Genomic DNA, 11,843 nt, shown 5'->3' with positions numbered 1-11,843 from the left:
CATGGACCGCGATGACATGATCCTCATCAGCGTCGACGACCACATCATCGAACCGCCCGACCTGTTCGCGAAGCACCTGCCGGCCCGCTACAAGAAGGACGCCCCGCGTCTGGTCCACCGTGAGGACGGCAGCGACGTCTGGCAGTTCCGGGACGCCAGGATCGGCAACGCCGCGCTCAACGCGGTCGCGGGCCGTCCCAAGGAGGAGTACGGCATGGAGCCGCAGGGCCTGGACGAGATCCGGCCCGGATGCTACGACGTCGACGAACGCGTCGCCGACATGAACGCCGGCGGCGTCCTCGCCCAGCTCAACTTCCCCTCCTTCCCCGGCTTCGCCGCCCGCCTGTTCGCCACCGAGGACGCCGACTTCTCGCTCGCCCTGGTGCGCGCCTACAACGACTGGCACATCGACGAGTGGTGCGCCACCCACCCCGGGCGCTTCATCCCGATGGCCCTCCCGGCGATCTGGGACGCCGAGCTGTGCGCCGGGGAGATCCGGCGGGTCGCTGAGAAGGGCTGTCATGCCCTCACCTTCCCGGAGAACCCCGTCCCGCTGGGCTACCCCAGCTTCCACTCCGACTACTGGGACCCGGTATGGCGGGCGCTGACCGACTGCGGCACGGTGATGAACCTGCACATCGGCTCCTCCGGCCGGCTCGCCATCACCGCGCCCGACGCCCCGCCGGACGTGATGATCACCCTTCAGCCCATCAACCTCGTCCAGGCAGCGGCCGATCTGATGTGGTCGCGCGTCCTCAAGGAGTACCCGAGCATCAAGATCGGGCTGTCGGAGGGCGGCACGGGCTGGATCCCCTACTTCCTGGACCGCCTGGACCGCACCTACGAGATGCACGCCACCTGGACGCTGCAGGACTTCGGCGGCAGGAAGCCGTCGGAGGTCTTCCGCGAGCACTTCCTGACCTGCTTCATCAGCGACCCGATCGGGGTGAGGCTCCGCCATGACATCGGGATCGACAACATCTGCTGGGAGGCCGACTACCCGCACAGCGACTCGATGTGGCCGAACGCCCCCGAGGAACTCCACGAGGTGCTGACCGCGAACTCCGTACCGGACGACGACATCAACAAGATGACGCACGAGAACGCGATGCGCTGGTACTCCTTCGACCCCTTCGCCCACGTCCCCCGCGAGCAGGCCACGGTGCGTGCCCTGCGCAGGGCCGCCGGAAACCACGACGTGTCCGTCAGGCCCCGCAGCCACCAGATCATCGCCCCCGCCGAGAAACTGGCCGTCTACCGCAAGAAGGCCCAGGCCGCGCTCGCCGCCGCCGAGCAGGGAGGAGACGGACGGCGCTGACGACGGCGGCCCGGATGGTGGGATGCGGGGCTGGGAGCATTTTGCCTGACGAGACGAGTCGTCACGTTGCTGCCCCGGCCCGCCCCGCGCCGCTCAGACCTGGCGCTCCGGGTCCCGCGCGGTCATGCCCATCGTGTTCTCCATCATGATGATCCGGCCGAGGGCGTTCCCCAGCATGAGCAGCACGGCCGGGGACACCCCGGGCGGCAATTCGGCCTCCGTCTCCGTGAGGCGGCGGGTGAGCGTCTCCGGTTGCGTCGACAAGCGGGTGTGCGTGCGTACCGGGTTGTGTGCGGCCGCCGCGCCGGAGGAGTTCGAGCTCGACGAGGACGGGCAGGGACGCGCGAGGTCCGCGATCCGGCCCGCCTCCGAAGTGGTCCTGGAAGTCGCCGAGTCATGTCCCATCGAGGCCATAGGGATCACGAACACGGCGAGCGGTGAGCCGGTGTTCCCGCCGGCCTAACCACCTGTCTCCTCATCTCTTCAACTGACTCACTGCCAAGGCAGTTGACTTCACACCGCGGCGCAATTACGTTCCTGCCATGCGAAAATGGAGTTCTCCAATTCGCATAACAAGGATCTCGTGAAGGGGTCTGGTGCCGTGGTCCCACCGTCCGTGAAGCAACAGATCGTCCTGGCCGCCGAGCGGCTCTTCGCCGGGCACGGCCTCGAAGGCGTCTCTCTGCGCCAGATCAGCGCGGCGGCCGGGAACGGCAACAACACGGCGGTGCAGTACCACTTCGGCACGAAGGAGCGCCTGGTCCAGGAGATCTTCGAGTGCCGCCTGCCGGGTCTGAACGAGCGGCGCCGGCTACTGGTGGCCCGCCGACGCCCGGACGGGCTCAGGGCGTGGGTGGAGTGCCACGTCCTGCCCGTCCTGGAACAGGGCGAGCAGGAGGGCAGCCACTACCTCAGCTTCGTCGCCATGCTCCAGCAGCACGGACGCCGCGACCTCTTCGAACGCCTCCCGGCCGAGCTGGCCAGGCCCACCACCGACTTCGTCGAGCGGATCGGCTCGCTGCTTCCGCACGTTCCCGAGCCGCTGCGGGGCCACCGCATCGCACAGGCCCTGGCCTTCGGCGTGCACGCCGCCGCGCAACGCGAGCGCACCCGGGTCGGCGGCGGGCCCGTGCTGCCCTTCGCCGTCCACGTCGGCGACCTGCTGGACGCCCTGGTCGGCTTCCTCCAGGCTCCGGTCTCCGCCGCGACCTCGTCCGTGCTCGGCGAGAGCGACCCGAGTGAACCGGTCCTGCCGCTGCATCCCTGAGTACCCGCCTTCCCGCCCCCGAGCAGAGGAGAGACGGTTCGATGAGCATCGATCTGCACCACGCCGTGGCGGTGGTCACGGGCGCCGGCAGCGGCATCGGCCGCGCCGCCGCCCACGCCTTCGTTCGGCGCGGAGCACGGGTGGTCGTCACCGACCTCGTCGAGGAGCGGGCGAGGACAGTGGCCGCCGAACTCGGCGACCGCGGCGTTCCCGCGGTCTGCGACGTGACCAGCCTCGACGACCTGCGGGCGGTCCGCGAACTGGCCCTCGACCGCTTCGGCCGCATCGACCTGGTCATGAACAACGTCGGCATCCTCGCCGTCGGCCCCGTCGAGGACATCCCCCTGGAGGCCTGGCAACGGGTCGTCGACGTCAACCTGTTGGGCGTCGTACGCAGCAACGTCGTGTTCCTGCCGCACCTGTTGGAACAGGGGTCGGGCCATGTCGTCAACACCGCTTCCACGGCAGGCCTGTTGCCCTACGGATTCGACCGTCTGCCGTACACCGCGACCAAGCACGCGATCGTCGGCCTGTCCGAGGCACTCGCCCTCTACCTGCGCCCGCGCGGCATCGGCGTCTCCTGCCTGTGCCCGGCCGGCGTCGCCACCAACATCGTCGAACAGATCAGCTTCTACGGGAAACCGGCACCGCCGCGCGGACCCGCCTTCCCCGTCCTGGACGCCGAATCGGTCGGCGAACTCGTCGCCGAGGGCGTCACTCAGGACCGTTTCCTCATCCTCACCGCCCCCGAGGCCGCCGACGAACTGCGCGAGCACGGCGCCGACGTCGACGCCTACCTGTCCCGTCTGACGAAGGATGCCCCATGAGCAGCACACTCGACCGGCTTCGCCTGGACGGCAAGGTCGCCGTCGTCACCGGCGGGGCCGGAGCCATCGGCCAGGTCTACGGCCGGGCGCTGGCCGAGGCCGGCGCTTCGGTGGTCCTCGCGGACCTCAACGGCGAAGGTGCCGAGCAGGCCGCCAAGACCCTGGCGGACGACGGACTGCGCGCACTCGGTGCGAGGGTCGACATCACCGACCGCTCCTCCGCCGCCGAGATGGCCGCACAGACCGTCGACGCCTTCGGCGGCATCGACATCCTGGTCAACAACGCCGCCCTCATGGCGGAGATCCCCCAGGTCGACATCCTGGACCTGCCCGAGGACTGGTTCGACCGGGTCATGCGCGTGAACGTGTTCGGCGCCGTCGTCTGCGCGGGCGCGGTCAAGGCGTCGATGGTCGAACGCGGCGGCGGCCGGATCATCAACCAGGTGTCCGCCGGCGCCTTCATGGGCGGCGGCATCTACGGCGTCAGCAAACTCGCCCTGGTCAACGTCACCGCCGGCCTCGCCCGCTCCCTCGGCCCGCTTGGCATCAACGTCAACGCCGTCGCACCCGGTCTGGTCGAGAACGAACCCGGCCTGCGCAGTCTGCCCGCCGACCACCCCGCACGGGCCGCCCTCGCCGCCTCCATCCCGGGCAAGAAGTCCGCCCCCGCCGAGGACCTCCTCGGCACCCTGCTCCTGCTCGCCTCCCCGGCCGGCGCATGGATCAACGGGCAGACGATCAGCGTCGACGGCGGCTGGGTCACCCGGCTGTGACCGGCACCGGGACACCCACGACACGCGTCGGCTTCGTCGGACTGGGCAGCCAGGGCGCCCCGATGGCCCGCCGGATCGCCGAGGAGGCCTTCCCCCTGACGCTGTGGGCGCGCCGCGGCGCCTCGACGGACGCGTTCGCCGACACGGCCGCCACCGTGGCCGCGACACCGGCCGAGCTGGGAGCCGCGAGCGACATCGTGTGCCTGTGCGTGGTCGCGGACGCCGACGTCGAGGACGTACTCCTGCGGTCCGACGGGGTACTGGCCGGGATGGCTCCCGGCGGAGTCGTCGCCCTCCACTCCACCATCCACCCCGACACCTGTCTGCGCGTCGCCGAGAAGGCCGCCGAGCGGGAGGTCGCCGTGGTGGACGCGCCGGTCAGCGGCGGCGGGGGAGCCGCCGCCCAGCGTCGGCTCCTGGTCATGGCGGGCGGACAGGAGACGGACGTGGCCCGCTGCCGTCCGGTCTTCGACACCTTCGCCGACCCGGTGATCCACCTCGGACCCCTGGGCAGCGGCCAACGCGCCAAGCTGCTCAACAACTTCGTGTTCACCGCCCAGGTCGCCCTCGCGCTGGAGACGTTCGCCCTCGCCGACGGGCTCGGCATGGACCGGACCGCCGTCGCACAGGTGCTGGCGCACGGCACCGGTGGCAGCCGCGCCGCGGCCGTCCTCGCCGCGTCCGGCTTCAACACCGACGGACTCCGCCAGGCCCTGCCCCTGCTGAGCAAGGACGTCGGCCTCCTCCTCGACGTCGCCGACACGGCCCGGGCACCACGGCCCGAACACCTCGAGGGCCTCACCAAGCACACTCTGTCGACGCTGGGCCGGCTTCCGGCACACGGTCGTTGACCCACGCACCCGGGCGACCCCACACCGTCCGGCACCTACCGCCCCACCCGGACGACCCCTAGGCGGCACCGACATGACCACATCCCTGTCCCGCGACCTCGGCACCACCGGCCCCCTCGTCGACGGCACCTGGCTCCAGACCACCTCCGCCGGCCGGCAGGACCACATCAACCCCGCAACCGCCCGCGCCAACGGCACCGTCCTGCTCGCCGGACCGCAGGAGGTCGACGCGGCCGTCGCCGCGGCGAATCGGGCGTTCCCCGAGTGGCGGGGGACATCCCCGGACCAGCGCCGCCGAATCCTGCAACGCGTCGAGGAGCTGATGCTGGAGCGCGTTCCCGAGCTGGGCCGCCTGGGCACCCTCGAACTCGGCGTCCCCTTCCGCACCTCGGCCGCGCTGGCCCATCTGAGCGCCGGCTGGTTCGGCTACTACGCGGGCTGGGCCGACAAGATCGAGGGGGCGACGATCCCGCCCAGCCCGCGCATGGCGCCCGGCCTCGACTACACCGTTCCCGAGCCGTACGGCGTCGTCGGCGTCATCCTGACCTGGAACGGCCCGATCATGTCGGTCGGCATGAAGATCGCCCCCGCTCTCGCGGCCGGCAACTGCGTCGTCGTCAAGGCCCCCGACCTGGCGCCCTTCACCGTGGCCCGGTTCGCCGAGATCGCCCTGGAGGCCGGACTGCCCCCGGGGGTGCTGCACGTCCTGCCCGGCGGACCGGAGGCCGGCGAACGCCTGGTCCGCCACCCCGATGTCGCCAAGATCTCCTTCACCGGCGGCATCCCGACCGCGAAGAAGATCCTCGACGCCGCCCGCCACACCCTCAAGCCAGTCCTGCTCGAACTCGGCGGCAAGACCGCGAACATCGTCTTCCCCGACGCCGACCTCGACGAGGCCGTCGCCGAGACCGTCCGCTCCTGCTTCACCCTCTCCGGCCAGGGCTGCAACCTCACCACCCGCATGCTCGTCCACCGCGAGGCGTACGACCGGGTGGTCACCGCCACCGCCGAGGCGGCCGCCGCCCTGCGCGTCGGCGACCCCTTCGACCAGGCGACGGCGCTCGGCCCGGTCATCGGCAAGGCGGCCCACGAACGCATCCTCGGCCTGATCGAACGCGGCGCCAAGGACAGCCGTGTCATCACCGGCGGCCACGCCACCGACCCCTCGACCCTGCCCCCGGACAACCGCGACGGCTACTTCATCGACCCCACGGTCCTCGCCGACGTCGATCCGCACAGCGAGGTAGCCCAGCACGAGGTCTTCGGCCCCGTGCTCACCCTGATCCCCTTCGCGACCGAGGACGAAGGGGTGGAACTGGCCAACTCCACCCCCTACGGCCTCGGCACCGCCCTCCACACCCATGACGTCTCCCGCGTCCAGCGCGTCGTCCCCCGTCTCCAGTCGGGCACCGTCCTCGTCAACGGCGCCTCGGGCCAGCCGCCGGGCGCTCCGTTCGGCGGCTACAAGCAGAGCGGTCACGGCCGCGAAGGAGGCAAGGAGGGCCTGTACGAGTTCCTCCAGACCAAGAACGTCTTCATCCGTGCGTGACGACGCGCCCCAACGCCCGCCCCAGGAGGCAGAGATGGACGACAACGCCGTGGCACGGACCCGGACCGACGTGCTGCCCGGCCATGAACCACCCGTGGCCACCACCCCGTTCGGCCGCGCCTCCCGCGACTTCCTCTACGGCGAGGTCTGGTCGCGCCCCGGCCTGAGCCGCCGGGACCGCCGCTGGACCACCCTGACCTGCGTCGCCGCCGCCGACGCGCCGGGCCCCATCGAGGACCACGTCCACGCGGCGCTCGCGAGCGGTGACATCGAACTCGCGGCCATGCTGGAGTTCGTCCTGCACTTCGCCGTCTACTGCGGCTGGCCCAAGGCCTCCCACCTGGAGGGCGCCATCGCCCGTCAGTGGGACCGCATCCACCGCGAACGCGGTGAACAGACCCCGCCCTGGCCGCAGTTGGCCAACGAGACGCTGGGTTCCGGCGCCTGGGAGGACCGGCTCAAGCGCGGCGTCGAGGAGTTCATCGACGTCAACCTCGTGCCCGCGCCGCCAGCCAACTCGCCGTACCGGCACGCGGGCATCCTGAACTTCGTCTTCGGCCACGTCTGGCAGCGCCCCGGCCTGACCCGCCGGGAACGCCGGATCATCACGGTCGCCTGCGTCGCGCTCGACGACTCGCCTGTCCCGCTGCGGTCGCACGTCACCGCCGCCCTCCACTCCGGTGATGTCACCAAGGAGGAGATGGACGAGATCGTGCTGCAGTTCTCCGCGTACTACGGCTTCGCGAAGGGGGAGGCGCTGGCGGACACCGTCGAGGCGGCGTGGGCGTCCAAGCCGGACTGACGTGGGCGTCCGAGCCGGACTGAACCGAACCGAACCCATTGTGCTTGGCCCGGGTCGTTCGTAAGCTTTCCACTTGGAAGGTATTGAATCGTTTCAATTCCTTTCGCACACGAAAGGAACGTTCCGTGGACGAGGACAACAGAAGTGCCCTGAGCCGCAGGCACATGATCGGCATCATGACCGCGGCGGCCGCCGGGGTCTCCCTCCCGCTCGCCGCCGTCCCCGATGCCTGGGCGTCCGGCGGGCACGGTGCCGCACCGGCCGGGCTCCAGGTCAACTCCCGCACCGAGCCGCTGGGCACCGAGTCCGCACCGGTGTTCAGCTGGATTTCCCCGGTGGCCCGGCAGAGCGCGTACGAGATCCGGGTCGGTACCCGGCCCGGCCAGGCGGACGTCTGGCACAGCGGCAAGGTGGCCGGCACGAACAGCACCCACGTGGCCTTCGGGGGCGGGGCGCTGCGCTCGGAGCGGGCGTACTTCTGGCGGGTGCGGACCTGGGACGAGAAGGGCACAGCTGGTCCCTGGAGCGAACCCGCGAGGTGGGAGACCGGTCTGCTGAAGGGGGAGCGGGACTGGTCCGGCGCGCGCTGGATCGGCGGCCGTACGGCACAGGACCACGACTGGAAGGACCTGACCGCCACCGTCGTCTTCCGCGGCGGCGCCGACCCGGCGTCCGGTCTCTCCCTACTCCTGCGTGCCGAACCCGTCGGCAAGACCTGGGGCGAGGGTCTGAACTGGACGATCCGCCAGAGCGGCGACGCCATGCAGCTGGTCATGAGGACCAGCCACTACGCCGGCAACACCTGGGTGGACGACGGTACCTCCGAGCCGGACTGGGGCGTCGACTTCTACGACCCCCAGAGCGAGACCAACCCCACCGCGTCGGGTACCCGCAGTGTCCCGGTCGGTACGGTCACCCTCCCCGCGTCGACCGGACTGACCAAGGACACCTGGGCCACCCGCGACCACACCGTGGTGGTCACGGCACGCGGTCTCACCGTGACCACCACGGTCAACGGCGTCGAGGTCGACAGCCGTACCCTCACCGGCGACCAGATCCGCCGGCACGGCAGCTTCGGCTTCGCCGGAGGCACCGACGCCACGATCCGCAACGTCAAGGTGACCGGCACCGGCGCCCCCGAGTTCTCCGTCGACCTCACCACCGGGGCCAACCCGTTCGAGAGCGGCATCGCCACCCTCGCCGGGCTGACCTTCCCACCGAAGAACCCCTACATCCCCGGCCGGAACGCCGTCCTGCCCATCGCCAACCCCGCCCCGTTGCTGCGTCGCTCCTTCGCCCTTCCCCGAGGCCGCCGCATCGCCGAGGCCCGCCTGCACCTGAGCGCCGCCGGGAACGTCACCTTCACCGTCAACGGTGACCCGATCACCGTCGACGGCAAGCGCGCGGACCGCGGCCGCAGCAACGTGCCGCGCCTGCTCACCGACCAGAGCACCTACGACCGTACGGTCCTCTACGACACCTTCGACGTCACCGCGCTGCTGCGGGCGGGCACGGAGAACGTGGTCGCCGCCGAACTCGGGCGCGGCTGGTACGGGTTGACGACCCCTCAGGAGTGGTACTGGCAGCTCGCTCCCTACGCAGGCCAGCCCCGTCTGCGCGCGAAGCTCGTCGTCACCCACACCGACGGCTCCATGACGACACTCGTCACCGACGAGGACTGGCTCACCACGGACGGCCCCACGACCTTCGACTCCGTGTACTCGGGGGAGAAGTACGACGCCCGGCGCGCGGAGCAGCTGGGGGATTGGCGTACGGTCGGCCACCGGACCGGCCGCGACTGGCGCCCCGCCACCGTGCTGATCCCGCCGGGCAGTTGCTCGGGCCCCGCCCCGAAGTACCACGGCGTACTGCCCGCCACGACGGTCCCCGAGGGCTTCAAGGCGGCCGCCGTGCGCGCCCACGAGGCCGAACCGGTACTGGTCAGCCAGACCCTGCGCCCGGTTTCTGTCACCGAGACCGCCCCCGGCTCGAAGACCTGGGTCCTGGACTACGGCCAGATCCTGACGGGCCTGGTCCGTCTGTCACTCACGGGCGTGCGCCCCGATCGGGAGGGTCTGACCCTCCGTATCCGAGGCGGCAACCGGATCAGCGCCGGCGACGGCACGGCCGCCTCCCCGCTCTCCGTCGAGGAGGAGAACTTCCAGCACGACGCCAACCTTCAGACGCACTACTACACCCTCGGCCGGCGGCCGGCGCAGTCCTGGGAGCAGCAGTTCAGCCACTTCGGGTTCCGCTATCTGGAGGTCATGAACCTCGAGGCGGTCCTCGGCCGAGCCCCCGACCTCACCCAGGACGCCGACCTGCTGACCGTCGCCGTCGCCCGCACCGGCTTCGCCCGCACCGGCACCTTCACCACCGACAACGCCCTCCTCAACCGTCTCCAGCGCAACCTGGAGTGGGCCGAGCAGAACAACCTCGTCCAGAAGCCCACCGACACCCCCTCCCGCGAGAAGAACGGCTGGACCGGCGACGCCATGGCCAGCTCCGAGTCGCAGTCGCTGACCTGGGACGTCAACGCCGTCCTCACCAACTACCTACGGCACTTCCCCGACACCCAGATCTCCACCGGCCAGCTCCCCATGTTCGTCCCCATCGCCAAGGGCGGCTACGGCTACGACCACACCCCCGGCTGGAACGCCGCGTGGAAGGCCGTACCGGCCTGGGACTCCGCGTACTTCGTCATCCCGAGGGAGCTGTACACCTACTACGGCAACAGCAGCCTGTTCGCCGAGCTCTACGACCACCAGGACATGCTCCTGAAGTACTACGAGACCCTGTTCACCGCCGAGAACGACTACAAGTTCGCGGCATCCCTGGGCGCCTATTCCGGCGCCGAGCCCCCCGGCAGCAACGCCGTCATCAGCCTCGCCTTCTACATCCACTTCTGCGACTACATGGACGAGGTGGGCCGCAGGCTCGGCCGCACCGAACGCGCCGCCCACTACGCCGAGTTGGCGCGCACTCTGCGCAGGGCGTTCATCGCCAACTACTGGGACGCCTCCCAGGGCCACTTCACCCAGGGCAGCATCTCCAGCGAGAACACCCTGGCCATCGCCTTCGACCTGGTCCCCGGCTCCGACCTGAGCGCCGACGACCCCCGTCATCTGGCCGGTACGAAGACTCTGGCGGAGAACGAGAAGGCCCTCGCGAAGCTGCTCGCCGACCGGATCGTGGCGGCGGACCAGCACCTTCAGAACGACATGTACGGCTCGCGCTACGAGTTCAACATCCTCAGCGAGTACGGCTACACGGACGTGGCGCTGAAGGCGGTCACCCAGACCGGTGTGCCCGGTTACGTGTACCAGATCGCCAAGGGCGCGACCTCGCTGTGGGAGCAGTGGACCGACCGGCTCTCGGTCGACCACCACTACCGCTCCAACGTGGCCACCTGGTTCTACCAGGGCCTGGCCGGGATCAGGCCGACGTCAACCGCCTACGAAACGCTGCGTGTTCGGCCGTACATCCCCACGGCAGCCGTCAACAGCCGGGTCCCGAAGGACACTCAGGACACCGATCTGTCGCCCGCGACCCTCGATCATGTGAGCGCCGCCATCGACACCGCGCGCGGGAGGGTGTCCTCACAGTGGCGGCGCCGCGCGGACGGCAGGATCGACCTCGCGGTGACCGTGCCGTACAACACCGAGGCCGAGATCTGGGTGCCGACCCAGGGTAAATCCGTCAGCGCGCCCCGGGGTGCCGACTTCGTGCGCGACGACACCTCCGGCGGAGCCTCCTATCAGGTGTACCGGGCACGAGCGGGCTCGTATCGCTTCAACGCCTGACGGGGACACCGGGCCGGCGTCCCCGGTGACCTGACCGGCCCGGAAGAGCGCGATGCCGAACAGCCCGCGCAGCAACTGCTCGATCAGCGGCAGGACCGTCCGGAACGCGGAGTGGTGTTGAGCAGGCGGCGTGCGGGTCGGCCGAGTAGCGGCGGCCACCTCGACGGCTCGCACCCCGGGTCTCTCGGGGGACCGCGGGTGGTGGCACGAGCATCTGCACGAGGAAGGAGCCGACCCCGCCCGCGGCTGCGGACACCGCGACCGTCTCCCCCGGCCGGGGGACACGGCGTGCAGGGCCGCGTGGGCCGTACTGCCGGCCAGGTGGAGGGCACCGGCGGCTTCCCAGCCCAACCGGGCTGGTTTGGGGAGCAGTTGGGCTGCCGGTACGGCCGCGTGTGTGGCCAGCGCGGAGGGCCCGGGCGTCCAGCCCAGTACCTCGTCCCCGACAGACGTCTCTTCCACTCCCGCGCCGACGGCCACGACGACCCCGGCGAGCTCGTAGCCCTGGCCGGAGGGGAACTCCACCGGGAACAGATCACGGATCACCCCGGAGCGGATCACCGCGTCGAAGGGGTTGATGCCGGCGGCACGAACCTCGACGACGACTTCACCGGGTCCCGGCTCGGACATCGGGACATCGGTGCTGCGTCTTT

The 11,843-nt window shown here is 70.5% G+C and carries 10 protein-coding genes and 1 pseudogene; 9 read left to right on the top strand and 2 right to left on the bottom strand.

All coding sequences use genetic code 11. From position 1 onward, the window contains the following. The first annotated feature begins 1 nt into the window (after window position 1). Window positions 2-1,318 (top strand): amidohydrolase family protein, encoded by a 1,317-nt coding sequence (locus tag ACZ5SK_RS06805; protein ID WP_468575488.1) that lies wholly within the window; start codon window positions 2-4, stop codon window positions 1,316-1,318. A gap of 93 nt (window positions 1,319-1,411) precedes the next feature. Here the strand turns inward: ACZ5SK_RS06805 and ACZ5SK_RS06800 are convergent, their stop codons facing one another. Continuing rightward, window positions 1,412-1,582, bottom strand: a complete 171-nt coding sequence (locus tag ACZ5SK_RS06800; RefSeq protein WP_334581989.1) for a hypothetical protein — start codon at window positions 1,580-1,582, stop codon at window positions 1,412-1,414. Window positions 1,583-1,592: 10 nt separating this feature from the next. On the opposite strand from ACZ5SK_RS06800, the gene ACZ5SK_RS06795 reads away from it, so the two are divergent. From ACZ5SK_RS06795 to ACZ5SK_RS06760, 8 genes are all read left to right on the top strand, one after another. After that, complete coding sequence (locus tag ACZ5SK_RS06795; RefSeq protein WP_334581988.1) at window positions 1,593-1,781, top strand: ferredoxin; 189 nt, start codon at window positions 1,593-1,595, stop codon at window positions 1,779-1,781. 138 nt (window positions 1,782-1,919) lie between these two features. Beyond that, window positions 1,920-2,585: a TetR/AcrR family transcriptional regulator gene (locus tag ACZ5SK_RS06790; RefSeq protein ID WP_468417049.1), complete on the top strand. Its 666-nt coding sequence runs from the start codon at window positions 1,920-1,922 to the stop codon at window positions 2,583-2,585. A gap of 41 nt (window positions 2,586-2,626) precedes the next feature. Further along, window positions 2,627-3,412 (top strand): SDR family oxidoreductase, encoded by a 786-nt coding sequence (locus ACZ5SK_RS06785; protein ID WP_334581986.1) that lies wholly within the window; start codon window positions 2,627-2,629, stop codon window positions 3,410-3,412. After that, window positions 3,409-4,185, top strand: a complete 777-nt coding sequence (locus ACZ5SK_RS06780) for an SDR family oxidoreductase (protein ID WP_361702635.1) — start codon at window positions 3,409-3,411, stop codon at window positions 4,183-4,185. Before ACZ5SK_RS06785 ends, ACZ5SK_RS06780 begins: the two co-directional genes overlap by 4 nt. Next, entirely contained in the window at window positions 4,182-5,036 is an 855-nt protein-coding gene (locus ACZ5SK_RS06775; protein WP_361702637.1) for an NAD(P)-dependent oxidoreductase, read from the top strand. The genes ACZ5SK_RS06780 and ACZ5SK_RS06775 overlap by 4 nt, the downstream gene beginning before the upstream one ends. A 73-nt stretch (window positions 5,037-5,109) precedes the next feature. Then, window positions 5,110-6,585, top strand: coding sequence for an aldehyde dehydrogenase family protein (locus ACZ5SK_RS06770; RefSeq protein WP_361702639.1), 1,476 nt, complete (start codon window positions 5,110-5,112; stop codon window positions 6,583-6,585). A 34-nt stretch (window positions 6,586-6,619) separates the two neighbouring features. Next, a complete protein-coding gene (locus ACZ5SK_RS06765; RefSeq protein WP_361702641.1) occupies window positions 6,620-7,387 on the top strand; it encodes a carboxymuconolactone decarboxylase family protein in 768 nt (255 codons plus the stop codon). 125 nt (window positions 7,388-7,512) lie between these two features. Further along, window positions 7,513-11,190, top strand: a complete 3,678-nt coding sequence (locus ACZ5SK_RS06760; RefSeq protein WP_468575483.1) for a family 78 glycoside hydrolase catalytic domain — start codon at window positions 7,513-7,515, stop codon at window positions 11,188-11,190. Between the two features lie 417 nt (window positions 11,191-11,607). Here the strand turns inward: ACZ5SK_RS06760 and ACZ5SK_RS06755 are convergent. Beyond that, window positions 11,608-11,820: pseudogene (locus ACZ5SK_RS06755) on the bottom strand (alcohol dehydrogenase catalytic domain-containing protein); the annotation flags it as partial. Window positions 11,821-11,843: the final 23 nt, after the last annotated feature.

The organism is Streptomyces sp. NPDC031474 (assembly GCF_055581185.1).
This window is presented reverse-complemented; position numbering and strand designations above follow the sequence as displayed.